Origin of the sequence: Amycolatopsis sp. NBC_00438 (genome assembly GCF_036026695.1) — a bacterium.
Taxonomy (GTDB): domain Bacteria; phylum Actinomycetota; class Actinomycetes; order Mycobacteriales; family Pseudonocardiaceae; genus Amycolatopsis.
Genome location: NZ_CP107923.1, coordinates 5,602,632 through 5,627,039, shown reverse-complemented (window position 1 = coordinate 5,627,039; position 24,408 = coordinate 5,602,632). Strand labels below are relative to the sequence as shown.

General features: G+C 73.8%; 24 protein-coding genes. 17 read left to right on the top strand and 7 right to left on the bottom strand.

Annotation, left to right across the window (positions count from 1 at the left end; all coding sequences use genetic code 11):
• The first annotated feature begins 97 nt into the window (after window positions 1–97).
• A complete protein-coding gene (locus tag OG494_RS24785; RefSeq protein WP_328459010.1) occupies window positions 98–775 on the top strand; it encodes a response regulator transcription factor in 678 nt (225 codons plus the stop codon).
• Window positions 776–778: 3 nt separating this feature from the next.
• Window positions 779–2,176, top strand: coding sequence for a sensor histidine kinase (locus OG494_RS24780; RefSeq protein WP_328442909.1), 1,398 nt, complete (start codon window positions 779–781; stop codon window positions 2,174–2,176).
• Between the two features lie 5 nt (window positions 2,177–2,181).
• Here the strand turns inward: OG494_RS24780 and OG494_RS24775 are convergent, their stop codons facing one another.
• Both OG494_RS24775 and OG494_RS24770 read right to left on the bottom strand, forming a co-directional pair.
• A complete protein-coding gene (locus OG494_RS24775) occupies window positions 2,182–3,120 on the bottom strand; it encodes a TAXI family TRAP transporter solute-binding subunit (RefSeq protein WP_328442908.1) in 939 nt (312 codons plus the stop codon).
• 48 nt (window positions 3,121–3,168) lie between these two features.
• Window positions 3,169–3,609 carry a PTS sugar transporter subunit IIA gene (locus OG494_RS24770; protein ID WP_328442907.1) on the bottom strand — a complete coding sequence of 147 codons (441 nt, stop codon included), beginning with the start codon at window positions 3,607–3,609 and terminating at the stop codon, window positions 3,169–3,171.
• A gap of 310 nt (window positions 3,610–3,919) precedes the next feature.
• Between OG494_RS24770 and OG494_RS24765 the strand changes: the two genes are divergently transcribed.
• Complete coding sequence (locus tag OG494_RS24765) at window positions 3,920–4,627, top strand: SDR family NAD(P)-dependent oxidoreductase (RefSeq protein ID WP_328442906.1); 708 nt, start codon at window positions 3,920–3,922, stop codon at window positions 4,625–4,627.
• Complete coding sequence (locus tag OG494_RS24760) at window positions 4,624–5,196, top strand: TetR family transcriptional regulator (protein WP_328442905.1); 573 nt, start codon at window positions 4,624–4,626, stop codon at window positions 5,194–5,196. Before OG494_RS24765 ends, OG494_RS24760 begins: the two co-directional genes overlap by 4 nt.
• Here OG494_RS24760 and OG494_RS24755 read toward each other — a convergent pair.
• The gene (locus OG494_RS24755) at window positions 5,193–5,366 is read right to left on the bottom strand and encodes a hypothetical protein (RefSeq protein WP_328442904.1); all 174 of its coding nucleotides are present in this window, start codon (window positions 5,364–5,366) and stop codon (window positions 5,193–5,195) included. The genes OG494_RS24760 and OG494_RS24755 overlap by 4 nt on opposite strands.
• Before the next feature lie 464 nt (window positions 5,367–5,830).
• Here OG494_RS24755 and OG494_RS24750 point away from each other — a divergent pair, with 464 nt between their 5' ends.
• Window positions 5,831–6,154 (top strand): hypothetical protein, encoded by a 324-nt coding sequence (locus tag OG494_RS24750; RefSeq protein ID WP_328442903.1) that lies wholly within the window; start codon window positions 5,831–5,833, stop codon window positions 6,152–6,154.
• Window positions 6,155–6,241: 87 nt separating this feature from the next.
• Here OG494_RS24750 and OG494_RS24745 read toward each other — a convergent pair whose 3' ends face one another.
• Genes OG494_RS24745 through OG494_RS24730 form a run of 4 tightly spaced genes read right to left on the bottom strand, consistent with a single transcriptional unit; the run spans window position 6,242 to window position 12,141 of the window.
• The gene (locus tag OG494_RS24745) at window positions 6,242–10,756 is read right to left on the bottom strand and encodes a non-ribosomal peptide synthetase (RefSeq protein ID WP_328442902.1); all 4,515 of its coding nucleotides are present in this window, start codon (window positions 10,754–10,756) and stop codon (window positions 6,242–6,244) included.
• Between the two features lie 28 nt (window positions 10,757–10,784).
• Window positions 10,785–11,048 carry an acyl carrier protein gene (locus tag OG494_RS24740; RefSeq protein WP_328442901.1) on the bottom strand — a complete coding sequence of 88 codons (264 nt, stop codon included), beginning with the start codon at window positions 11,046–11,048 and terminating at the stop codon, window positions 10,785–10,787.
• An 11-nt stretch (window positions 11,049–11,059) separates the two neighbouring features.
• On the bottom strand, window positions 11,060–11,950 hold the full coding sequence (locus OG494_RS24735) for a ketopantoate reductase family protein (RefSeq protein ID WP_328442900.1): 891 nt from the start codon (window positions 11,948–11,950) through the stop codon (window positions 11,060–11,062).
• Window positions 11,947–12,141, bottom strand: a complete 195-nt coding sequence (locus OG494_RS24730; RefSeq protein ID WP_328442899.1) for an MbtH family protein — start codon at window positions 12,139–12,141, stop codon at window positions 11,947–11,949. Before OG494_RS24730 ends, OG494_RS24735 begins: the two co-directional genes overlap by 4 nt.
• Before the next feature lie 259 nt (window positions 12,142–12,400).
• Between OG494_RS24730 and OG494_RS24725 the strand changes: the two genes are divergently transcribed.
• The 12 genes from OG494_RS24725 to OG494_RS24670 are packed head-to-tail and all read left to right on the top strand — an operon-like array spanning window position 12,401 to window position 24,372.
• On the top strand, window positions 12,401–13,240 hold the full coding sequence (locus OG494_RS24725; protein ID WP_328442898.1) for a hypothetical protein: 840 nt from the start codon (window positions 12,401–12,403) through the stop codon (window positions 13,238–13,240).
• Window positions 13,237–13,773 (top strand): GNAT family N-acetyltransferase, encoded by a 537-nt coding sequence (locus OG494_RS24720; RefSeq protein WP_328442897.1) that lies wholly within the window; start codon window positions 13,237–13,239, stop codon window positions 13,771–13,773. Before OG494_RS24725 ends, OG494_RS24720 begins: the two co-directional genes overlap by 4 nt.
• Window positions 13,770–14,999: an ATP-grasp domain-containing protein gene (locus OG494_RS24715; RefSeq protein ID WP_328442896.1), complete on the top strand. Its 1,230-nt coding sequence runs from the start codon at window positions 13,770–13,772 to the stop codon at window positions 14,997–14,999. The genes OG494_RS24720 and OG494_RS24715 overlap by 4 nt, the downstream gene beginning before the upstream one ends.
• 10 nt (window positions 15,000–15,009) lie before the next feature.
• Complete coding sequence (locus tag OG494_RS24710) at window positions 15,010–15,726, top strand: thioesterase II family protein (protein ID WP_328442895.1); 717 nt, start codon at window positions 15,010–15,012, stop codon at window positions 15,724–15,726.
• The gene (locus tag OG494_RS24705; protein ID WP_328442894.1) at window positions 15,723–17,984 is read left to right on the top strand and encodes a non-ribosomal peptide synthetase; all 2,262 of its coding nucleotides are present in this window, start codon (window positions 15,723–15,725) and stop codon (window positions 17,982–17,984) included. Before OG494_RS24710 ends, OG494_RS24705 begins: the two co-directional genes overlap by 4 nt.
• On the top strand, window positions 17,981–18,238 hold the full coding sequence (locus OG494_RS24700) for an acyl carrier protein (RefSeq protein WP_328442893.1): 258 nt from the start codon (window positions 17,981–17,983) through the stop codon (window positions 18,236–18,238). Before OG494_RS24705 ends, OG494_RS24700 begins: the two co-directional genes overlap by 4 nt.
• Window positions 18,235–19,512, top strand: coding sequence for an MFS transporter (locus OG494_RS24695; protein WP_328442892.1), 1,278 nt, complete (start codon window positions 18,235–18,237; stop codon window positions 19,510–19,512). The genes OG494_RS24700 and OG494_RS24695 overlap by 4 nt, the downstream gene beginning before the upstream one ends.
• Complete coding sequence (locus OG494_RS24690; RefSeq protein ID WP_328442891.1) at window positions 19,509–20,741, top strand: beta-ketoacyl [acyl carrier protein] synthase domain-containing protein; 1,233 nt, start codon at window positions 19,509–19,511, stop codon at window positions 20,739–20,741. The genes OG494_RS24695 and OG494_RS24690 overlap by 4 nt, the downstream gene beginning before the upstream one ends.
• A complete protein-coding gene (locus OG494_RS24685; RefSeq protein WP_328442890.1) occupies window positions 20,735–21,874 on the top strand; it encodes a beta-ketoacyl-[acyl-carrier-protein] synthase family protein in 1,140 nt (379 codons plus the stop codon). Before OG494_RS24690 ends, OG494_RS24685 begins: the two co-directional genes overlap by 7 nt.
• The gene (locus OG494_RS24680; RefSeq protein WP_328442889.1) at window positions 21,867–22,334 is read left to right on the top strand and encodes a hypothetical protein; all 468 of its coding nucleotides are present in this window, start codon (window positions 21,867–21,869) and stop codon (window positions 22,332–22,334) included. The genes OG494_RS24685 and OG494_RS24680 overlap by 8 nt, the downstream gene beginning before the upstream one ends.
• Window positions 22,331–23,680: a class I adenylate-forming enzyme family protein gene (locus tag OG494_RS24675; protein ID WP_328442888.1), complete on the top strand. Its 1,350-nt coding sequence runs from the start codon at window positions 22,331–22,333 to the stop codon at window positions 23,678–23,680. Before OG494_RS24680 ends, OG494_RS24675 begins: the two co-directional genes overlap by 4 nt.
• A gap of 11 nt (window positions 23,681–23,691) precedes the next feature.
• Entirely contained in the window at window positions 23,692–24,372 is a 681-nt protein-coding gene (locus OG494_RS24670) for a thioesterase II family protein (protein WP_328442887.1), read from the top strand.
• Window positions 24,373–24,408: the final 36 nt, after the last annotated feature.

The following is a 24,408-nucleotide window of genomic DNA, read 5'->3' as shown; positions in this document are numbered from 1 at the left end:
AGAGTCACCGACCGGGTGTCCGGTGCGCCCGCCGGGGCGACGTCCTAGAGTTTCGCTACCGGCTGGGGTGAAGCAGGTCACGCGGGAGGCGGACGGGGTGCGGGTACTGCTGGTGGAGGACGACGACCGGGTCGCGGGTGCGCTCATCCCCGCGCTGACCCGGCGTGGCCTGGCGATCGCCCGGCTCGCGTCCGGCGCCGGCGTGCTGGAGCGGGTGCACGAGGTCGACGTCGTCCTGCTCGACCTCGGCCTGCCGGACATCGACGGCGTGACGCTGTGCCGCCAGATCCGCGCGGTCAGCGACGTCGCGATCATCGTGGTCTCGGCCCGCGGCGAGGTCGACGACCGGATCCAGGGCCTGCGCGCGGGCGCCGACGACTACCTCGTCAAGCCCTACGACGTCGAAGAGCTGATGGCCCGGGTCGAGGCGGTCCGCCGCCGGCGCGGTGAGCACAGCACACCCGCCGAGCCCGTGGTGATCCGGGCCGGGGACGTCAGCGTCGACCTGTCCCGGCACGAGGTGCTGGTCGACGGGCAGGCGATCGCGTTGTCCCGCAAGGAGTTCCAGGTGCTCGCGCTGGTGGCGGGCGCGCGCGGCAACGTCTGCTCGCGCGAACACGTGCTCACCGAGGTGTGGGGGCACCGCGGGCCGGCGGAGAGCCGGTCGCTCGACGTCCACGTCGCGACCCTGCGGACCAAACTCGGCCGCCCGGCGCTGATCGAGACGGTGCGCGGGGTCGGCTACCGCCTCGGCGGCCAGGCCGCCCGGAGCTGACGGGTGCGCGTCCGGCTGCAGGGCATCGTGCTGACGCTGGTGGCGTTGCTCGTGTTCGGCCTCGGCATCCCGCTCGCCGCGACGATCGCCACGGGCGCCCAGCAGGACCTGTTCCTCGACCGGCTGACCGACACCGCCCGGTTCGCCTCGCTCGCCCAACGCCCCCTGCTGGACGGCAAGCCCCAGCTGATCGACCCCGACCTGCGCCGCTACACCGAGGTGTACGGCGTGCAGGTGGTCGTCTTCGACCAGGACGGCACCGCGGTCGACACCGTGCCCGGCCCGGGCGCCGCGCGGATCGACCTCCGGACCGCGCGGATCACCGGCCCGGTCCACGAGGCGCTCGCCGGCCGCCGGTCGCAGCCCGGCGGGATGCTGCTGCCGTGGAACACCGACCCGCTGGTGCTGGCCGAGCCCGTGCTGGCCGACGGCGAGGTGCGGGGCGCGGTGGTGACGATCTCGGACACCACGGCCTCCCGCACCGACGTGCTGTGGTGGTTCCTGCTGCTGGCCGCGGGCGGCGTGCTCGCGTTCGTGCTGGCGCTGGCGGTGGCGATCCCGGTGGTCCGCTGGATCCTGCGCCCGGTGAAGCGGCTCGACGACGCGACCGGCGCGCTGGTCGCGTCCGTGGTCGGCGGGCGGGCCGCCGAACCGGTGGGGGAGGGCGGCGGGCCGCCGGAGCTGCGGCAGCTCGGACGCTCCTTCGACCGGATGGCCGAGAGCGTGTCCGGCGCGCTGGAGGCGCAGCGGGTGTTCGTCGCCGACGCGTCGCACCAGCTGCGCAACCCGCTCACCGCGCTCAAGATCCGGCTCGGGAACCTCGAAGGCCACGTGGACGACGAGCCCGCGGCCGCGGACCTCGAAGCCGCCCGGATCGACGCCGGCCGGCTGCACCAGATCCTCGACGGCCTGCTGTCGATGGCCCGCGCCGAGGCCTCCGGCGGCGAACTGGACCCCCTCGACCTCGACGAGGCCGTCGCCGAGCGGGTCGCCGACTGGTCGGTGGTCGGTGAGGCCCGCGATGTGCGGCTGGTCGTGGACGTTTCGGGGGACGGGGTCCGCGTGCGGATGCCGCCGCGCGGCGCCGAGACGATCCTGGACGCGCTGCTGGACAACGCGCTGAAGTTCACCGCCGCCGGCACCGAGATCCGGATCGGCGTCACCCACGACGGCGACGAGGTGCGGCTGTCGGTCCGCGACCACGGCCCCGGCCTGCGGCCCGACGAGCTCGACCGGGCGCTCGACCGGTTCTGGCGCAGCAGCGCGCACCAGAACGTGCCGGGTTCGGGGCTCGGCCTGGCGATCGTCAGCGAGATCGTCGCGCACTCGTACGGGAAGCTGGCCCTCGACCTGCCCGAAGGTGGCGGCCTGCGGATCACGATGACGTTCCCGGCCGTCTGAGCGCGTCAGTCCTTCTGCGAGCGGTAGTACCGGAGCGCGCCGGGGTGCAGCGGGATCGGCTGCGTCTCGATGCCCGGGTGGACGTCGATCGACAGGGCCGCCGGATTGGCCCGCGCGAGCTGCGCCCGGGCGTCGAACAGGCCGCGGACCAGGGCTTCGGCGACGTCGTCGGACATCGAGCTGGGCACGACCAGGAAGTTCGGCACCAGCAGCGTGGTGACCGGCCGGTCCTGCTCGTACATGCTCGCCGGGATGGACGCGGTCCCGTACACCTGGTTGAGGGCCTGCATCCGCGGCATCTGGTCGGCGATGTCGAGCAGGCGCAGGGACTTCGTGTCGTTCTGGCCGGCGATCAACGGCGTCGGCAGCCCGCCGGACCAGAAGAAGGCGTCGACGTCGCCGTTCAGCAGCGCCTTCACCGAGTCTTCCAGCCCGCGTGTGGTGGTTGTGCTGACCGAGCCGTTCAGCTCGGCGGCCTGCAGCAGCCGGCTGGCGATGTACTCGACGCCGGACGCGGGCAAGCCGATCGCGATCCGCTTGCCGCGCAGGTCCGCGACGGAGTGGATGGCGGAGTCGGTGCGCACGACGATGTGCAGGTAGTCGTCGTGGATCCGGGCGAGCGTCGTCAGCCCCGGGTTCTTCTTGTAGGTGTCGGCCGCGACGTCGGCGGCGACGAACCCGACGTCGGCGGCGCCCGCCAGGACCTTGTTGACGTTGTCGGGGGAGCCCTGGGTCTGCAGCACCTGCGGCCGCTCGATGTCGAGACCGGACTGCCAGGCCGTGGCGAGGGTCTGCGCGAGCGTGTCGTAGACCCCGCCCGGGTTGCCGGCGGCGATCCGCAGCCGCAGGCCCCCGAAGCCGGGGCTGCACCCCGTCAGCAGCGCGGCGAACGTGAGCAGGGCGGCGACCATCGCGAGCGCGCGTTTCCGCCGGGTCCGGGCCACGGCCTGATCGTGCCAGACGCCGTGGCCCGCGCGCGCTCGAAGCCGGGATCAGGTGCTCTGGAGGATCCGCTCGATCGCGGCGGGGTCGGCCGACGTGGCGAGCGTGTCGAGGTGCTCGGAGTTGAGGAACGTGGCCGTCAGCCGGCAGAGGATTTCCACCTGGGCGTCCGCCGTCGCGGCGACGGCGAGGCACATCGAAACCTCTTCGTCGTCCCAAGGAATGGGCGTGGCGAAACGGGCGAACACAATTCCTTCCTCGGCCAGCAGGTAGTCGTGCATGTGCAGTGCGTGAGGGACGGCGATCCCGTGTCCGAGATAGGTGGAAAAGCGTCGTTCGCGAGCGGCGAGAGAGTCGGCGTAACCGGCGTGGGCGGCACCGGACCGTTCGAGCTCGGCGCCCAGATAGGCCACGGCTTCCCAGCGTGAGGCCACTTTCACCCCGAGGTGTACCGCGTGGACGGTCAGTGCGGATTGCCGCGTGCTCATCATTTTTTGTTCTTTCATCGGCGTTCTTGGCTGGCTGCGGCAACGCTAAGCGGCGAAGAAGGTTTCGGCGATGTTTCCGTAAGGTATCTCACAAGGTTTTCAACGGGTGGGAATTCTGCAAGTTGCCCGCCTTTGCGGAAAAGTGAAAAGTATTTCGAATGCGTCGGACGACGTTGTGTCAAGCATTTCCGCGGAAGACTGGGGAAATCCGGGTTCCCGGCGCGGGGAGTGAGCGGAGTAACTGACCGTTGACGTGCGGCCGTGAGCGGACCTATCTTGTAACTATCCAGTTAGATACCGGACGGGAGCAGGCATGACGACAACGTTGGTCACCGGTGCGAACAAGGGCATCGGCTACGAGACGGCCCGGCAGCTCGTCGCCGCCGGGCACACCGTGTACGTCGGCGCGCGGGACGCCGAGCGAGGGCGGGAGGCGGCCGGCCGGCTGGGCGCGCGGTTCGTGCGGCTGGACGTCACCGACGACGCGTCGGTGGCCACGGCGGTCAAGACGATCGAGGCCGACGGGGAACTGGACGTCCTGGTGAACAACGCCGGCGTCGAGGGCCGGCAGTCCGACGGCGGCGTGATCGGCGCCGCCGACGTGACCGCCGATCAGATGCGGGACCTGTTCGACACCAACGTGTTCGGGGTCGTCCGGGTCACCCGCGCGTTCCTGCCGCTGTTGCGGCGCTCGGCGGCGCCGGTGGTGGTCAACGTGAGCAGCGGCCTGTCGCGGACGGCGGACCTGGCGAACCCGGACTCGTTCACGGCGTTCTACCCGGGGATCTCGTACCCGGCGTCCAAGGCCGCGCTGAACATGGTCACCGTGCAGTACGCCAAGGCGTTCCCCGGGTTCCGGATCAACGCCGTGGACCCCGGCTACACGAAGACCGACCTCAACCACAACAGCGGCACGCAGACCGTCGCGCAGGGCGCCGAAGCCGCGGTCCGGCTGGCCCAGGCCGGCCCGGACGGTCCGACGGGTGGCTTCTTCGACGCCGCGGGCCCGGTGGCCTGGTGAACACCGCCCGTCCCCGCGACGCCGCGGCCACGAAGGCCCTGCTGCTCGAAGCGGCGACGGCGGAGTTCGCCGAGCACGGGCTGGCCGGCGGCCGGATCGACCGCGTCGCCGAGCGCGCGGGAGCCAACAAGCGCCTGATCTACGTCTACTTCGGCGACAAGAACCAGCTGTTCGACGCGGTCGTGGAGGAGGAGGCCCGGGCCGTCTTCGAGGCGGCCCCGATGGCCGACGGCGACCTCCGCGCGTTCGCGGCCGCGCGGTTCGACTACATGCTGGCCAACGCGGCGTCCCGGCGGATCGGCACGTGGCGCACGCTCGAGCAGATCGAGCCGGCCCCCGCCGAGGTCGACCGGTTCCGCGCCCGCGTCGACGCGGTGACGGCGGCCCAGAAGGAGGGCCGGATCCGCGCCGACCTCCCGGCCGCGGACCTGTTCGCGATCGTCCTGCGCATGACGGAGAGCTGGCTGAGCGCGCCGCCGGCGCTGACCGCGGCGGTGGAGCCGGATCGGTTCGAGGAGCACCGGGCGGCGCTGGTGGAAGCGGTGCGGAGCGTGGTCGAACCGCGCTAGCGCGGCAGCACCAGGGGCGCGTGGCCGGGCACGGGCGGCCGGGCGCGAAACCTGCGCGTCGGGCCCGGATCCTCGACGGCGTCCCGCCGATCCACCCGGCGGGCGTGGTCGACGGCGGCCCGTGGCTGGTCCGCGACGGCCGGATCGCGGCCGCGGACGGCGTGGTGCACCCCCGGCGATCCGTCGTTCGTCTACGGCTGGGGCGTCAAGCGCAACCCGCGCACGATGGTCGGCCTCGACCGCCGGGGCTGCTGCGGATCGTCGCGGCCGACGGCCGTCAGCCCGGTTACAGCGCAGGGCTTCCCAGCTGGAGCCGACCCGCACCCGCCGGCCGAGCGCGCCGCGAAACCCTTGCCGCGCAACGCCGTCACCAGCGAGGCCGCGTGTTCCCGGGTGCCGAGCGCGGCCGGATCGGGCCTGCACCTGCACGGTGGCTGTCCAGGTGTTGTGGCCGGTGCCTTCGCCGTACACGGTGGTGTGCAGGGTGACGCCGGGTGCGAGGCCCCCGCCTCCTGCCGCGGCCGGCGTGACGGTGAGCACGGGGGACAGCGGCGAGGCCGGAGTCTTCAGGGGAGGCAACGTACCCGGATTCCGCTCGAATTCCCGGTGTACGCCCGAACGGCATACTGGTGGGATGAGCGAGCCGATCCCCCTGTTCCCGGTCCCGCCCATCGACCCGGCGCGCTTCGCGGCCGAACAGCACCGGCTGTTCACCGGCATGCGCCTGCACATCGGCCGGTCCGGCGTCGCCCACCGGGTCAGCTGGGTGCCGTGGATGAACAGCCTGACCCTCCCCGCCCCGGCGTGCCACCAAGGCTGGTCAGGCCTCGGCGCGGGCGGCGAGGTCACGCCCACCCACCAGGGCGTCAGCTGCCGCAAGTGCCTGCGCCTGGGCGGGGAGCCGGAGGACCCGGACCAGCGGACGCTCTTCGCCCTGCCCGGTGAGGAGCAGGGCTAGTGCGGGTCAGGCGGTCTGCCGCGGCCTGGTCGTGAGTGTTCAGGGCGGTTAGAACCGCCCTGAACACTCACGAACGACTGCGCGGGATCAGTCGAGGGGCAGCACGGTGGGAGTCAACGCCGTCACGGTTTCCGTGAGCAGGTTCGCGAGGCCGTCGAAGTCCTCGGCTGCCGACAGGGCCGTCGTGTCCGGGACCCGGTCGAAGGCCAGCCGCAGGCGGTGGTGCAGCTGCGGTACGCGGTCCGGGGGGAACGTGTCCTGTTCGCCGGCGAGGTTTTGCCAAGCCGCAGTCAGCGTCGCGCGGACGCGCTCTGCGGACGGGGTCGCCGCCGGGGTTGTGGTGCCGGGGCGGGCGAACGGGTAGCCCGGGAGGCGAACTCGCCCGGTCCGGGGGTCGGTCAGCCTGATCTCGACGCCGCTGCACCAGAGCTGGGCCAGAGCCGTCGGACCGGTGCTCGACACGGCCGTCAGTTCCGGGCGGGTGGACGCCGCGGCCAGGAACTCGTCGCCGCCCAGGTCGACGACCACTGCCGGGCGGCCGCCTGTTGCGGTGGCCAGCAGTTCCGTCGCCTCGGCCGGGTAGGTGAGGTGCTTGGCCCACAGCCGGGCGTCGAGGGGGCGGCCCGCCGGGGTGACGCCGTCCGGGGCGGCCAGGGCGACGGCGGGAGGCGTGAACGTGACCGCCTCGAGCGCCGCGGCGAGCGTGCCGGGGTTGTCGAGTGCCGTGGCCAGGCGCAGGCCGTCGGCGTGGGTCAGGACTCCGGCGGCTACGGCCGCTGTCAGGTGACCTGCTCCGGAGCCCGTCACGACATCGGGTGCCGCGCCGTGGCCGGTGAGCTGTGTGACGAGCGCGTGCTGGGCGGCGAACGTCCGGGCCGACGAGCCCGCGCCGGCGCCGAACGCGAACACCAGCCGGACGGGCCGGGTGCGGTCGACCACGCCGGCCGCCACCGGGCCGGTGCTCAGCGCGCCGGCGCGCAGGGCGGCCGCCGCGGTGGCGGGGTCGGTGGCCACGACGGCGAACCGGTGCGGGAAGCGTTCGCGGCCGCGGTCCAGGGTGGCCGCGACCTGCGCGAGGTCGACGTCGGGGGCCGTGGTCAGGTGGTCGGCCAGCCGCCGCCGGGCCTCGGCCAGCGCCGCCTCGGACGCCGCCGACACGGCGATGACCTGGCTGCCGCCGGTCGCCGGCTCGGACGCCGTTGAGACTGCGATGACCTGGCTGCCGCCGGTCGCCGCCTCGGATGCGGCTGCGCCGACGACCTGAGCGCCGCCAGCCGCCGGCTCGGATGCGGCTGCGCCGACAGCCTGAGCGCCGCCGGGCGCCGACTCAGCCGGGACCTCCGCGGCGGCGGCCGGGGCAGCTGCGGATTCCCGCTGAGCGCCGCTCGATACGAGAGTCGCGGGAGTGGTGGACGCCGGCGCGCCAGCGGAGGAGACGGCCGTGGCCGGGCGATCCACCGGCGTGACGTTCGCCAGCAGCGCCACCTGTGCCCGTACCGTCGTGTGCCGCAGCAGTTCGCCGATCGACGGGGCTGTCGTGAACCGCGACCTCAGATTCGCCTGCAGCTTCACCAGGATCAGTGAATGGCCGCCGACGTCGAAGAAGTTGTCGTCCATCGCGAACGTGTCGTGCTCCAGCAGCTCCGCCCACGCCGCCCGTACCAGGTCCACAGTGGACTCGGCCGCCGGAACCACGGCGGCCGCGGCCGGAGCGGGAACACGAGCGGGAGCGGCGGGAGCGTCGGCCGCCTCGGGCAGCCGGCGCCGGTCGATCTTTCCGTTCGGCGTCAACGGCATCCGGTCCAGCGGAACCAGGTACCGCGGCACCGCGAACACCGGCAGCACCTCCCGCGCGTGCCGGCGCAGCTCCTCGACCGTGCCGCCCGCGCCGAGCACGACGTACGCCGCGATCTCCTTCTCCTTGCGGCTGTTCAAGCACACCGTCACGAACGCCGCCTCGACCGACGCGTGCGCGGCGAGGGCCGACTCGACCTCGCCCAGCTCGACGCGCTGGCTGCGGATCTTGACCTGGTTGTCGTTGCGGCCGATGAACTCCAGCCGGCCGTCCGGCAGCCAGCGCACCCGGTCGCCCGTGCGGTACAGCCGCGCGCCGGGCACCCCCGAATAGGGGTCGGGGATGAACCGCCGCGCCGTCTCGCGCGGGTTGCCGAGGTAGCCGCGCGTGACGCCGGTGCCGCCCAGCAGCAGCTCACCCGGCACCCCCCGGGGCGCCTGGCGCATCGTGGTGTGGTCGAACACGACGTAACCGTCGGTCTCCGGGACGACCCGGCCGATCGACAGCGTTCGCGCGTTCTCCTCGATCTCCGTGATCGGCGTCCACGTCGTGGTGAACGAGTTCTCCGTCGGCCCGTAACTGTGCAGCATCGTGCCCGGCGCGCTCCAGCGCAGCGCCTTCTCCAGGTGCGGCACCGACACGATCTCGCCGCCGAAGTACACCCGGCGCAGGCCGGGGAACAGGTCCGGCACGTCCTCGATCAGCCGGTTGAGCAGCGGCGACGACACGATCAGCGTGGTGATCCCGCGCTCGCGGAACGCCGTCCGCAGCTCCGGCGGGCTCAGCGTCAGCTCCTTGTCGAAGATCACCAGCTCGGCGCCGTGGGTGAGGGCGCCCCAGACCTCGTAGGTCGCGCCGTCGAAGTTCAGCGGCGAGAGCTGGGAGACGACGTCGGTGTGGTGCAGCGGCACGAAGTCGGGGCGGTCGAGCAGCCGGATGAACCCGGCGTGCGGCCAGACGACGCCCTTCGGCCGGCCCGTGGACCCGGACGTGTAGAGCACGTTGAACGCCGTCGCCGGGTCGATCGCCACCTCCGGCGGGGTGCCCGGGTGGCGCGCGGCCTCGGCCAGGGCCTCGTCGACGAGGTAGATCGGGCACTTCGGCAGCCGCACGCGCTCGACGAACCCGGGCGCGCCGACGACCAGCCGCGGCCGGGCGTCGTCGATCACCATCTGCAGCTGGGCGTCGGGGTAGGCCGGGTCGAGCGGGAGGTAGGCCGCGCCCGCCATGAGCGTGCCCAGCCAGAACACGACCGACGCCGGGCCCGGCGGCAGCAGCAGCGCCACGAGCGACTCGGCGCCGAGCCCTTCGGCACGCAGCCAGTTCGCGACGGCGCCGGCGCGCGCGACGAGGCCGGCGTAGGTGAGGACTTCGTCGTGGTAGCGCACGGCCACGGCGTCCGGGCGCAGCTCGGCTTGGCGGCGCACCATGTCGTGCAGCAGCACCCGGTTCACCGGCGCGGTCTCCGTCACCGGACGGGCGGGCACGAACGGGTCGCAGGCGGCGACGAGCGCGCCGCAGGTCGCGCCGGGATCGGCGACGGCGTCGGTGAGGAGCTTGACGAGCTGGGCCAGCAGCACTTCGGCGGTGCTGTCGCGGTACACCAGCGTGTCGTGGTCGACGCGCAGCCGGATGTGCGCCTCGCCTTCCAACGCCGCCAGCGACAGGTCGTACTTCCCCGCGGTGGTCTCGTGTTCGACGACCCGGATCGTCGTGTCGCCTTCGGTCCAGGACAGCTCCTGCTCCGGGAAGTACATGAAGACGCTGTTGTCGATGAGGGACGCGCCGCCGTCGCGGCGGATGTCGCGCAGCCGCGCGGACGGGACGGCCGAGTGCTCGAGCGAGTCGAGCACCTGGTCGCGCACGCGGTCGACCAGCGTGCCGAAGGACTCGGTGAAGTCGAGCCTGCTGCGGACCGGCAGTACCCGGGCCAGCAGGTCGACGCGCTCTTCGTCGTCGGGCGTGCGCGACGCGAACAGCATGCCGGTGGTGCCGTCCGCGCCGGCGCTCCACGCGTGCAGCAGGGTCAGCCACGCGCTCAGCACGACCGTTGCGGGCGAGGCCAGCCGCTCCCGGGCCACCGCGCGGACGCGCTCGAGGACGTCCTCGGTCAGCACGGCCTCGCGGAAACCGGCCGGGCCCGGCACCGAGCCGGGCCGGTTGCGGTCCGCGATCGGCGCGAGCGACGGCGGCTGGTCGGCCAGCAGCCCCGACCAGTACGCGGTCAGCTCGCTGTCGGGAACCTCCACAGTGGAATCAGTGGACTCAGTGGACTCAGCGGACTCGGCGGACTCGGCGATCGCCAGCGGCGCGTCCCACGGCAGCCGCCCGGCGACGCGCTCCCGGTAGGCGTGCACCAGGTCCCGCGCCACGATGCCCTGCGACCAGCCGTCGGACACGACGTGGTGCACGGCCAGCACGAACAACGCGCCGTCGTCGGCGTGCAGGAGCGTGCCCCGCACCAGCGGCGCGGAACCGAGGTCGAACGGCTGGGCGGCGATCGCCGCGGCCCACTCCAGCGCCGCGGCCCGGTCGTAGCGGCCGGGACGCCGGTGCTCGACGAACGGGACGGGCGGGCGGTGGTGCACCACCTGCACCAGCTCACTGCCGTCGGCGACGAACGCGCTGCGCAGGTTCGGATGCCGCTCGACGAGGTCGCCGAGCGCGATCCGCAACGCCGCGACGTCGACGCCGGGGGTGAACTCGAGGTCCAGCGGGATGGTGAACCGGGCGGACTCCGGTTCCCGCTGCATGGCGAGCCACACCTCGGTCTGCTCGGCCGTCGCGGGCCTGCGCGTCTCGATCACGGGGTTCCTTTCGTGTGGCGGAAGCCGGTCAGTCGGTCGCCTGGCGCCGCACGACGAAGTCGGCGATCGTGCTGATGGACCGGAAGTTCACCGGCGTGAAGTCGGTGTCGGAGATGGGCACGCCGAACTGCTGCTCGCAGCGGGCGCGCAGCTCGACGAAACCGAGCGAGTCGAGCCCGAGCGTCTCCTGCAGGCTGTCGTCGGCGTGGATGCCGTCGGCCGGGACGTCGACGTACAGGTCGGCGACCAGGATCTCGCGCAAGGTGTTTTCCAGGACGGCTTTCGGGGACATGGGCGCTTGCCTCACTCTCGGGTTCCGGCGGGCAACGGCGTGCCCGCGTCGTGGCGGGCCCGGCGCACGAGCTCGTCGGTGGCCGGGGTCGGGATTCCGTGCCGGGCCCCGGCTTCCCGGACCGGGCCGGCGATCGCGTCGAGCTCGCCCGGCGCGCCGCGTTCGACGTCGCGCTGCAGCGACGTGCGGGTCCGGCCGGGCGCGCGGGTGAGCGCGCGCAGGACGCGGCCGCGGTCCAGCCGGGCACCTTCGGCCCGGCCGGCTGCGCACGCTTCGTCCGCGCACGCGAGCATCAGCCGGGTCAGGTCCTCGTCGGCGCGGACGGCGTCGAGTGGCCCGGCGGCGCACGTCGTGGCGAGCGCGAGCGGCGCGAGCAGGGTGAGCTTGCGCCAGAGCACGTCGGCTTCGGAACCGCCGTCGGTGCAGCCGATCCCGGCCGCGGCCAGCGCCCTGACGACGACCTCGGGCGCCCCGGCCAGCTCGATCTCGGTGAAGAGGGAATCCTGGCGGACCTCGCCGACGGCGGTGCGCGTGGCTTCGATCCGGATCGCGCCCGCGACCACGCGGTCGCCGAAGCGGTCCCGCAGCGGCGGCAGGTGCCCGGTGCCGTTGAGCAGCGGGACGACGACGCCGACGTCGGCGGCCACGCCGGTCAGCGCGCCGGGCAGGTCGGGGTGCTTGACGCAGACCCACAGCACGTCGGCGGGCTCGGTCAGGCGCGTGCCGGCCGGGACCGCGACGGTGAAGCCCGCGCGGAGTCCCTGCTGAACGCCGACCACGCCGCCGTACCGCGCGAGGGTGGCCGGTCGCAGCAGGAGGGTGACGTCTTCGCCGCCGCGGGCGAGGGCGGCGGCGAGCGCGAGCCCGACCCCGCCGGCGCCGAGGACCGCGTGCCGGCTCATGCGGACCGGCGGACCGAGCGCGGCGTGATGTCGCGCCACGTCCCGGCGACGTGGTCGAGGCAGGCCTCCTCGGTGCCGGTGAACCCGGCGGCCTCCCAGCCCGCCGGGAGATCGAGCCCGGCGGGCCACACCGAGTACTGCTCTTCGCCGTTCACCACGGCGATGTACGTGGCCTCGTTCGTCTCCGGCACTCTCGCCCCCACTACGCACCACCCGTCGGGCCCGGGTGCCCCCCGGACCGCTGCCGGATTCGACGTTAGCGACTCGTCGGGAACCGCCCTTCTCCATTTCTGCGTATTCTCGCGAGCGCGCCCGGTGCGGCCGATAAGATATTCAAAAATGCTGTGATTTGAGACACCTTTCGTTTTGGTTGCTGTAGTCGGCCGGTGACTGCCACTGTGAGGCACAAGGGCGGCAGTCCTGTCATAGTCACACTTTGGGGGTCGTTTCGTGGTGCGGTGGGAAGGCGAAGAGGGCGACCGCGAGGTCCGGACGCTCAATCCGTCCCAATCGAATCCACGCCTGCGGTACGAATTCGACCGCGGCAGTGGTTACGAGACCGAGCTCCGGCTGACCGCCGCGCTCTCGGCGCTGATTCCCGAAGACGAACTGCTGCACTCCGACCACCGCTTCTTCCAGATCCTGCACCTGCTGACCGAGTACTGCTGGGTCGCCGTGCACCACAGCCTGTGCGACCTGACCGGGGCCCTCGCGAAGGGCGACCCGATCATGGCCACCCGGCACCTCGTCCGCTGCGCCGACACCGCCGGGCTGACCGTCGAATGCCTGCGCGTGATGACGAACTCCCTTTCGCAGGTGTCGTTCCTGCAGATGCGCAAGGACCTGGCCGGGGCGGCCTCCGGTCTCGCGTCGCCCGGGTCGCGCAACGTCCGGCGCGCCGCGCACGCCGTGTGGGCGGCGTTCGAGGCCGCCGTCACCGCCGCCGGCGTCACGATGGCCGACCTCGTCGAGGCGACCGGCCCGGAGACGTCGGCGGCGCCGGCCACGATGCAGCTCGCCGAGGTGATGACCGGCCTCCAGCGGTTCGACACGCAGGTCCTCGAGTGGAAGCAGGTCCACATCAACCTCGTCTGGCAGATGCTCGGGGGCCAGCCGGTCGCCGCCGAGGAGGACCAGGACGACGGCGACCGGCCGCGGAGCATGCGCGGGCGCTCGATCTCCGACCTGGAACGGCTCGCCGTGCGCCCGCTGTTCCCGAAGCTGTGGTTGCAGAACACCGCGGTCTACCGCGCGATGAGCGCGGTGGCCCCTGAAGAAGAGGCGGCATGACGCAGGAAACGAAACCCCCGGCCCCGCTCACGGTCCTGACGACGGCGCGGACCACGCTGCGGGAGGTCCCGTTCGACGAGGTCCGCGCGATCCTCGCCGGCGAACCCGGCGCGGGGAAGTGGGCCTGGGCGCCCGGTTACCCGTTCGACGGGACGGTCGGCGGCGCGAAGCTCGTGCTGCGGATGGTCACCGCCGACGCCTACCGGCCGGGCTTCGGCCTCTACCAGGTCGTGGACAACGAGTCCGGGCTCGCCGTCGGCGACGTCGGTTTCCACTCCGCGCCCGACGCGGCGGGGGAGGCCGAGATCGGCTACGGCCTGATCGAGGCGTTCCAGGGCCGCGGCCTGGCCACCGAGGTCGTCGAAGCGCTGCTGACCTGGACGTTCGACCAGCCCGGCGTCACCGCGGTGCGCGCCGAAACCGACGAAGGGCACCTGCCGTCGCGGCGGGTGCTGGAGAAGACCGGGTTCGCGTTCCTCGGTTCCGACGGCGAGACCCGCAAATACGCGAAGCGGCGGGAGCCCGGGTCATGACCAAGGTGGCGGTGTTCGAATCGGCCGACGCGTCCGCGTTGCCGGACCTGCTCGACGCGGCGGCGGACTGGTGCGAGCTGGTCGTCGTCAACGCGGGCGGGCGGCCCTGGTCCGCCGACGAGCGGGACGGCCTCGCCGACCTGGCCGAAGTCGTCGACGCCGCCGGGCAGGACGCCGCCACGATCGCCGCCGCGCTGGCCGCCCTCGAGGTCGACGGCGTGCTGACCGTGGAGGACGAGCTGATCCCGCTCGTCGCCGCGGTGGCCGCCCGGCTGGACCTGCCCTACCACGACGAGGCGACCGCCGAAGCGGTGACGCGCAAGGACGTCCAGCGCGCGATCCTCGCCGGCACCGGGCTCGGCGTGCGGGCCGCGTCCTTCACCGACGAAGCCGGGCCGGCCGCCGCGATCGCGGCCGTCGGTTTCCCCGCGGTGCTGAAACCGGTGCGGGGCAACGGAAGCTTCAACATCTTCCCCGTCGACGACGAGGCCGCGTTGCGCGCGGCCCTGGCCGCGGCGGCCGGCGACGCCGGGCAGACGTGGTTGCTGGAGGAGCGCCTGATCGGCGTCCCGCACCCCGAAGGGGACTGGCTCGGCGACCACTTTTCGGTCGAGGTGGCCACCCTGGGCGAAGGTGAGCACTGGGCGTTCTGGCTCTCGGACCGCTACCCGCTGCTCCCGCCGCTGCGCGACAGCGGGATGACCGGGCCGTCGCTGCTGCCGTGGGAGACCCAGCGGCTCGCGATCGAGCGGGCCGGCGAGATCCTGACCGCGCTGGGCGTCACGACGGGCCTGGCGCACATGGAGTTCAAGCACACCGCCACCGGACCGCGGCTGATCGAGGTCAACGGCCGGCTCGGCGGGTTCCTGTCGTCGATCGTGCCGCGTGTCAGCGACCTGAACCCGGTGCGACTGGCGCTGGAGGTGGCCGTCGGCAAGGCCGAGCGCCGCCCGGTGGTCACCACCGGCTACGCGTCCTGCCTGTTCACCCAGGCCCCGGTGGCCGCCCGCCGGATCACCGCGCTCGCCGATCCCGCCGCGCTGCTGCGGGTGCCCGGGGTGTGGCGGGTCGACCCCCGCCGCGTGGTCGGCGACGTGACCGACTACCGGACCGGCCTGCACGGGCGGCTGCAGAACGTGTGGGTCGAAGGCACGACCGCGGCCGGGTTCCGCGCCGCCTCGGCCGCCGCGTCCGCGTTCATCGCCGAGGGCAACCGGTTCGAGTGAGGGAGGCACGATGACGACCGGCGTACCTGTGCTGTGCTTCCCGCCCGCGGGGGCGGGACCGAGCTTCTTCCAGGCGTGGCCGGCCGCGGCGACGGCGCTGCGGTTCACCGCCGTCGAGCTGCCCGGCAAGGAACGGCGGTTCGCCGAGACCCCGGCGACGACCATGGCGGCGCTGCTGGACGCGATCGCCGAAGACGTCCTGCGCGAAGTCGGCGACGCCGGGCGGGTGGGTGTCTTCGGCCACTCCTTCGGCGCGCGGGTCGCCTACGAGGTCGCCCGGCTGGTGGCGCGCGAACGGCCGGCCGTGGAGCTGACGCTGTTCGCCAGCGGCGCGGAGCGGCCCGGAATCCCGCGGCCGGCACCGATCGCCGGGCTGCCCGACGACGAGTTCGTGATCGCCGTGGCCGAGCTGGCCGGCTACCGCCACCCCGCGATGGACGACCCGGACCTGCGCGAGCTGCTGCTGCCCGCGCTGCGGGGCGACATCGCGGTCGACGAGACCCACCGGCCCGCGGAGGAGACCGGGGTCGGGTTCCCGATCGTCGCGGTCCGCGGCGACGCCGACGAGCTGGTGTCCGCGGCGGCGGCCGCCCGCTGGGCCGAGGTGACCTCGGCGGGCTGCACGACCGCCGAGATCCCGGGCGGCCACATGTACCTGGTCGAGCGGTGGCGGCCCCTGGTGGCGCTGCTGGAGCGGACGCTGGCCGGCGAACAGGCGCGGTCGTGACCGGGCCGGCGCCCCTCGCCCCGCTGCCGGACGTCGCGGCCGTCCGGGATCCGCTGGCGCACCTGGCCGGGACGTCGAGCGCGTCCACTGTGGACCTGGGCGCGGCCGGGCCCGCCGATGTGCTCGCCGCGCTCGGCCTGGTGTTCGGCCGCTACGCGCGCGCCGCGACGCTGGCCGTCGGCGTGTCCGGTGGCGCCACGCTGATCACGGTCGACGAGGACCAGCCGGCCGGGGTGTTCCGCAAGCACGCGGCCACCGCGCCGGCCGGGTCGACGCGCGACCTGCCCACGGTCGGCGTCGTCGAGGACCAGCGGGCGCCGTACCCGCTGACCGTGCAGGTCACCGGGGGGCGGGCGACGGCGCGGTTCGCCGAAGACGCCGTCGCGCCGTGGGCGGCCGCGCAGCTCGGGCGGCACCTCACCGCCGTCCTCACGGAGCTGCGGACCGGGGACCAGGACCGGCCACTCGCCGACATCGCCCTCGAAACCGGTGCCGCGCCGCCGCCGCTGGTGGCCGCCGGGAGCCCGCGCACGATCACGGACGTCTTCGCCGAGCAGGCTCTTCGACGCGCCGGCGCCCCCGCGGTGTCCGGTGAGGACGGCCGGTTCGGTTACGCGGACCTGGCCGAGCGGGCGGAGCGGTTCGCCGCCGGCCTGCGGGAGCGCGGGATCCGGCCCGGCGACCGGGTCGGGATCGTGCACGAACGCGGCGCCGGCCTCGTCGCGCTGCTGCTCGGGGTGCTGCGGGCGGGCGCGGTGTACGTCCCGCTCGACCCGGCCTACCCCGACGGGCGCCTGGCCTACATCGCCGGCGACGCCGGGCTCGCGCTGGTCGTCACCGACGAGGCCGCGGCGGGACGCCTGCCCGGGGTGCCCGCGGTGACGTCGGCGGAGCTGCCGGCCGACGGCGAAGTGCCGGCCGGGCTGGCCGGCCCCGACGACCCGGCCTACGTGATCTACACCTCCGGCTCGACCGGGCGGCCCAAGGGCGTCGTCGTCCCGCACCGCAACGTCGTGGACCTGATCACGGGGACCGCGGACGGGTTCGGCCTGGCCGGCACCGACGTCTGGACGTGGTTCCACTCGGTGGCGTTCGACTTCTCGGTCTGGGAGATCTGGGGCTGCCTGCTCACCGGCGGCCGCCTGGTCGTCGTGCCGGAGTGGACGCGGCGCTCGCCGGACGAGTTCGCCGCGCTGCTGCGGGACGAGCGCGTCACGGTCCTCAGCCAGACGCCGTCGAGCTTCGCGCAGGTGATCGAGACGCAGCTGCGGCGCTTCGACGACCTCCCGCTGCGCCTGGTGATCTTCGGCGGCGAGCCGCTCGACGCGTTCGCGCTGCTGCCGTGGTTCGACCGGTACCCGCAGACGCGCTGCCGGCTGGTGAACATGTTCGGCATCACCGAAACCACGGTGCACGTCACCGCGCAGACGGTGACCCGCGCCGACGCGCTGGCCGGTTCACGTTCGGTCGGCCACGCCATCCCGGGCTGGGACGTCCAGGTCGTCGACGCGCGCCACCGGCCGCTGCCCCCGGGCGTGCCGGGCGAAATCGCCGTCGGCGGCGCCGGGCTGGCCCACGGCTACCTCGGCCGTCCGGAGCTGACGGCCGAACGGTTCGTCACCTCGGCCGGCCGCCGGGTCTACCTGAGCGGCGATCTCGGCCGCCTGCTGCCGGACGGCCGCCTGGAGCACCTCGGCCGCCTCGACAGCCAGGTCAAGCTGCGCGGCTACCGGATCGAGCCGGACGAGATCCGCAAGGTCCTGCTGGCCGAGCCCGGCGTCGTCGCGGCCGCGGTCGTCCTCGCCGCCCCGGGCACCGCCGAAGCCCGCCTCGACGCCTACGTCGTCCTCACGGACGGCACCCCGGACGCCTTGCGGACCCGCGCGGCCGCGTTGCTGCCCGAGTACATGGTGCCCTCGACGTTCACCGCGGTGCCCGCGCTTCCCTTGACGGTCAACGGAAAGCTCGACGAAGCCGCCCTGCCCGAGCCGGTCCTCGGCGGTACCCCCTCGGCGACCCCGGCCGAAGACGGAGACGTCGTCCTGGCCGCGTGGCGCGCGGTGCTCGGCGGGACGATCGGCCCGGACGACCACTTCTTCGACAGTGGCGGCAACTCCCTGCTGGCCGCGAAAACCCTGGCCGCTCTCCGGGACGCCGGCCTGACGGTCGGCATCCGGGACCTCTACGGCCACCCCACCCCACGCCGTCTCGCTGCACACCTCGCCGAGAAGTCCGAAGAGAAGGAAGCCCAGCCGTGACCACTCCGCACCCGCAGCCCGACCTCGCCGACCTGGTCCGCCGGACCTGGGTCCGCGTGCTGGGCCACGACCGGTTCACCGACGACGACTTCTACTTCTCGGTCGGCGGCAACTCGCTCGGCGCGACGCGGGTGATGGCGGCGCTCGGCCGCGAGGTCGGCACCCGGCTGCCGGTCCGGATGCTCTTCGACCACCAGACCGTGGCGACGCTCGTCGCCGCGCTGACCGCTCGGCTGGAGGCGAACGCGGCATGAAGGGCCTGAGCCGGATCGCCACGTTGCCGCGGGCCGCTCGCTGGCTGATCGCCACCAACGGGATCAGCGCGCTGGGCGCGGGCATGGTGATGCCGTTCCTCTGGATCTACCTCACCGAGGTCCGGCACCTGCCCACCTGGGTGCCCGCCGCGACCCTCGCCATCCAGGCGTTCGCCGCGGTGTTCGGCGGCCTCGCCTACGGCGCGCTGCTCGACCGGCTGCCCTACAACGTCGTCGTGCCGCTGGCCAACGTCAACGCCGGCGTCGGCACGCTCCTGTTCGCCTTCGCCGGGCAGGCCTGGATCGCCGTCGCCGCCGCGGTGGTGTTCGGCTTCGGGATCAGCGGCGTCGGCACCGCCGTGCGCTCGGCGTACGGCGCGACCACGAGCACCGACCAGCGCGAAACCGCGTATTCGGCGGACTACGGCGTGCTGAACGTCGCGATGGGGATCGGCGTGATCCTCGGCGGGGTGTTTGCCGCGCTGGCGTTCCTCAGCCCGGTCGGCCGGTACTTCCTGATGTACTCGATCGACGCGGCGACGTTCTTCGTGATGGCCGTCGCGACCGTGCGGGTGCTGCCGAACCGCGCGCACCAGGCCGAGCGGAAGCGGGCCGGCGCCGTCCGCGGCACCTACCGGGCCGTCCTGCGCTCGCCGAGCCTGCTGGCGCTGCTGGCCGTGCTGCTGCTGTCCGGGCTGGTGTCCTTCGGCCAGTTCCGTGCCGGCCTCCCGGGGTACCTGACCCAGACCGGTGCCATCACCGCGAGCGGGCTGTCGTTCGCCTTCGCCGTCAACATCATCCTCTGCGCGGTCGTGCAGTTCGCCGTGATGCCACACCTCGAACGGTTCTCCCGGACGCTGCTGGTCGGCGCCAGCGGCGTGATGTTCGCGGCCTGCTGGGTGTTCGTGCTGCTGGCCGGGCGCCACGAGGGCACGACAGCACTGGTGCTGGCCACGGTCGCGGTGATCCTGTTGTCCATCGGGGAGTCCCTGGTCGTCCCGCTGCTCACGACGTTGCTGAACAACGCCGTCGGCGAAGACCTGCGGGGCCGGGCGAACGCCCTGTTCTCGATCACGTTGTCCACCAGTGCCGTGATCGGCCCGGCCCTGGCGGGCGCACTGCTGTCGGTCGGCTCCGGGGCCGTGTTCGTCGTCGTGATGATCGTGCTCAGCGCCGTCGCGACGCTCCTGGTGCTGAGCCTGCGCCGGACGCTGCCCGCCGAGCAGGCGGAACCCGCGCCCGAGACCTTCGACGAAATGGAGAGCGCGGCATGAGCCGAACGCGGGGAGCCGACGCGATCGCGATCGTCGGGGTGGGCTGCCGGTACGCCGGGGCCGCGAGCGCCACGCAGTTCTGGAACAACCTCCGGGCCGGGCGCGACCGCTTCACCCGCGGCGCGCCCGTGCCGCCGGGGGACGGCCCGCGCGACATCGCCGCGTGGGGCTACATCCCGGACCGCGACCTCTACGACGCCGGCCTGGTCGGCTACACGAGCGAGACCGCTGAGCGCGACCCGCAGCACGGCATGCTCTACGAGGCGATGTGGGCCGCGGCCGAGGACGCCGGCGTGCGGCTGTCGGACATCGGCGACACGACCGCCGTCTACGCCGGGGTGGCGCGCACCAAGCACGTCGAGCGGGGCACCTTCGAGTCCACTGTGGACCGCGACGCCACGTTCGCGGGCCCGCACTTCTCCTACTTCCACGACCTGCGCGCCGAAAGCATCATGATCGACGCCTCGTGCGCGACCGGGCTCGTCGTGGTGCACCTGGCCTGCCAGAGCCTGCTGCTCGGCGCCAGCGACTACGCGTTCGCCGGCGGTGTCGCGGTGATGGACACCGACGGCACCTACGAGTACACGCCGAACGGCATCTACTCGAGCGAAGGCATCTGCCGGCCGTTCGACCGCGCGTCGACCGGCACCGTCCCCGGCGACGGCGTCGGGGCCGTGCTGCTGCGCCGGCTCGACGACGCGCTGGCCGACGGTGACCCGATCCACGCCGTGATCCGCTCGACCGCCGTCGACAACGACGGCAAGCAGAAGGCCGGCTTCACGATCCCCGGCGTCGAGGGCAAGATCCGCGTGGTCGACCAGGCTCTGGCCGGCGCGGGGGTGACCGGCGCGGACCTCGGGTACGTCGAGGCGCACGGCGTCGGCATCCCGGTCAACGACCAGATCGAGGCCACCGCGCTGACCGAGGCCCTCGGCTCCGCCGGGCAGCCCCTGGCCGTCGGGTCGGTCAAGGCCAGCATCGGGCACACCGACACCGCGGCCGGGCTGGCCGCGCTGATCAAGACGGCGTTCGCGGTGGAGCACGGGTTCCTGCCCGCCACCCCGAACACCACCGAGGCGATCGAAGAGCTGACCGCGGGCGGCGACCGGTTCTCGATCCTGCCCGAGGGCCGGGACTGGGCGACCGCCGGGCCGCGCCGCGCCGGGGTCATGTCGGCCGGGATCGGGGGCACCAACGCGTTCGCGGTCGTCGAGCAGGTCCCGTGCTGAGGTCGGACCGGACGCTCTGCGTGACCGGGACCGCGTGGCACACCTCGCTCGGCGCGGGCCGGGACGAGGTGTGGGAAGGCCTGCTCGCCGGGCGGTCCGGCCTGCAGCTGGTGCCCGGCGCGAACGTGCTGCGCAGCTTCGTCGCGGGCCTGCTGCCGGACGGGCCGGCCGACGGCGGCCCGCGGGAGCGGCACGTCGAACTGGCCACGGCCACCGCCGAAGCCGCGTTGCGCGACGCCGGCTTGCGCGCCGAAGAGGCCGATCCGGTCCTGGTGCTCGGCACCAGCCTGGGCCCGCACATCGACGACGCGGACCCCGGCTCGCTGCACGACTGGGTCGCCGAAGCCGGCAAACGGCTCGGGCTGACCCGGCCGCCGGTTTCGCTGTCCACGGCGTGCTCGTCGGGGTCCGACGCCATCGCCGTCGCGGCCGAACTGCTGGAGGCCGGGTACGCCGACGTCGTCGTCGCCGGCGGCGTCGACCTGCTGACCGACGGCAAGCGGCTCGGGCATTCGGTGCTCGGCACGCTGTCGCCGTCGACGCACCGCGCGTTCGACGCCGACCGCTCCGGGATGCTGCCCGGTGACGGCGCGGGCTGCGTCGTCCTCGAGCGGCTGGAGTCCGCGCGGCGTCGCGGCGCCCGCCCGCTCGGGTTCCTGCGGGGCTGGGGTTCCACCAACGACGCGGCCGGGATGACCGCGCCGAAGGCCGACGGCGAAGCCGCCGCGCGGGCCGTCCGCCGCTGCGCCGAGCTGGCGGAGCGGCCCCTGGCCGACGTCGCCGTGGTGAACGCCCACGGCACCGCGACGGTCCTGAACGACCAGGCCGAAGCCGCCTGCCTGTCCGGGCTGTTCGGCGACCTGCCGCGGCCGCCGGTGGTGTTCGCGACGAAGGGCGCGCTCGGGCACTCGCTGGGCGCGACCGGTGTCGTCGAGGCGATCACCCTGCTGCTGGCCCTGCGCGACCGGACCGTGCCGCCGGTCCTCGGCCTGACCCGGCCGATGCCGGAGCTGCGGCTGCCGGTCGCCCGGGACGTCCCGCACGCCGTCGACGGCGACTTCGGGATCAGCCTGACCCTCGGGTTCGGCGGGTTCAACACGTGCCTGCTGTTCGAACGGGGGGACGATGCCTGAGCCGATCGCCACCGGGGTCCGCGCCCCGGACGCGCCCCGGCCGGCCGGGGCCCAGGTCCGCTACGCCGATCCGGCCGCCTGGCTGGTGTGCGACCTCGTCGGCCGGGTCCTGCGGGACTGGCCGGGCGACCGCGAGCCCGTCGGCGTGCTGGGCGTGAGCGAGTACGCCACCGGCGACACGCTGCGGCGCGTCGCCGCCGAAGTCGTCAAACACGCGGTGTCGCCGTTGCGGTTCGTCGCGGCCAGCCCGGGGACCCTCGTCGGCCTGAGCTGCCTGCAGTTCGGGCTGCACGGGCCGAGCCTGCTGCTCACGATGCCGCCGTCCGACGGCCTGCCCGTCGCGCGCGTGCTCGCCGGGCGCTGGCTGACCGGCGCGGCGCCCGCGGTGCTGCTCGTGACGCACGAGGTCGACCGGTCGGGCACCCACCGCGGCACCTGCGAACTCCTGGAGGCGGCGTGAACACCGGCGTCACCGCGCGCGAGGTCGAGGACCTGCTCGCCCGCACGACCTGGCCGGGCGCCACCGGCGACTGCGCGGGAGTCGGCGAGCTGGCCGACCGGTTCGCCGCCGGCTTCGTCCCGGGTTCCGTCGTGCTGGTCGCGCTGCCCAACGGCACCCGGCTGATCCGGGTGTTCTTCGCGCTGGTCCTCGCCGGGCTGGTGCCCACGCTGCTCGCGGCGTCGACCCCGGCGTCACGGCTGCGCGCGACCGCCCGGCGGCTCGGCGCGACGGCCCTGGTCCGCCCCGGCGGCGAGACCGACCAGGTGACGGTCACCCGCCTGGACGACACTTCGGTGCGGACGCACCGGCCCGGGCAGGCGATCCTGCTGACCTCCGGCACGTCCGGGATGGCCACCGGCTGCCTGCACGACGTCGCGGCGCTACGGCGCAACGCCACACGGCACGCCCGCAGCATCGGGCTCGGGCCGGCCGACCGGATGCTGATCACGCTGCCGATGCACTACTCGTACGCGCTGGTCGCGCAGGTCATCGCGGGCCTTGTCACGGGCGCGTCGCTGGTCGTCACCGGACCGCCGTTCACCCCGGCCGGCTACCGCGACGTCGTCACCGCCCACGACGTCACCGTGTCCGCACTGACCCCGCTGCTCGTCGCCGACCTGCAGGCCGACGGCGGCCGGCTGCCGCGCGGCCTGCGGGCGCTCGGCGTCGGCGGCCACGCGCTCGACCCGGCCCGCACGGCCCGGCTGCTCGCCGCGAACCCGGACCTGGAGCTCTACCTGACCTACGGGCTCACCGAGGCCGGGCCGCGGGTGTCGACGCTGGCCGCGCACCGCGAGCCGCCGGCCCGGTACGCCTCGGCCGGGACCCCGATCGACGGCGTCCGGCTGGGCCTGCGCGACGCCGGCCGCGGCCCGGACGAGCAGGAGGTCCTGGTCACCGCCGACACGGTGTACCGGGCCAAGGTCGGCGTCGAGGGGAGTGTGTCGCGCGGCAAGCTCGTCGCGGCGGACACCATCGCCACCGGGGACGTCGGCCGCCTCGACGACGACGGCTACCTGTGGCTCAGCGGGCGGATCTCGGACTTCGCGATCGTGCGCGGCGACAAGGTTTCGCTGTCTTCGGTCCGCAAGGCGGCGGAGTCCCTGGACGGCGTCCTGCGCGCGATCGTCACGCCGCCCGCGGACGAAAACGCCGGGGCTCTGGAGCTGGCACTCTACGTCGACGAAACCCGCGCACTGTCCGAAAAGGACGTCCGGCGGACGCTGTACCCGTTGCTGACGCCCAACGAGCGCCCCGGCGAGCTGACCGTGCACCCGGTCACGGCCGGCAGCCTGCACAAGTAGGGGAGGGACTCGTGGAACTGCTCTGCGTGCCGGGCGCCGGCGGCTCGCCCCGGGCCTTCCGCCCGTGGGCCGGCGCGCTCGCCCCGGACATCACGGTCCGCCCGCTGAACCCGCGCGGCCGCGACACCCCGGCGTCGAGCCTCGTCGGCGTGGCCGCCCGGCTCGTCGAACGCATCCCTCGTGACGGCCGGTACGCGCTGGCCGGGCACAGCATGGGCGGCCTGATCGCCTACGAGATGGCGCGCCTGGTCTGCGCCGGGGATGCTTTGCCGCGTCCCGAGTTCGTCGTCGTCGCCGGAGCCCGGCCCCCGCACTCGAGCCCGGCCGGCGAGTTCGCCCGGCTGGTCGCGGTGGCGGACGACGACGAGTTCCTCGGCGAGCTGGCCGCCGCCGGGTTCGTCGAGCCCGCGGCGCGGCATTCGCCAATGCGCGCAATGTTCGTGCCGACCCTGCGCGCGGACCTGCGCCTGGTGGCGGAGTACCGCCCGGAGCCGGGCGACCCGCTGCCGGTCGACCTGCTGGCCTGGCACGGCGCCGACGACCCCTCGGCGTCGCCGGCGGCGGTCGGGGACTGGGCCCGCTACACCGCCGCCGAGTTCCACCCGGCCGCCTTCCCCGGCGGCCACCACTTCCCGTTCGAGCGGCCGGCCGAGGTGGCCGCGCGGCTGCGAGCGCACGTGAGCGTCCCCTGAAGAGTTTCCGAGGACGGTTCGACCGAAGGAGAGAAC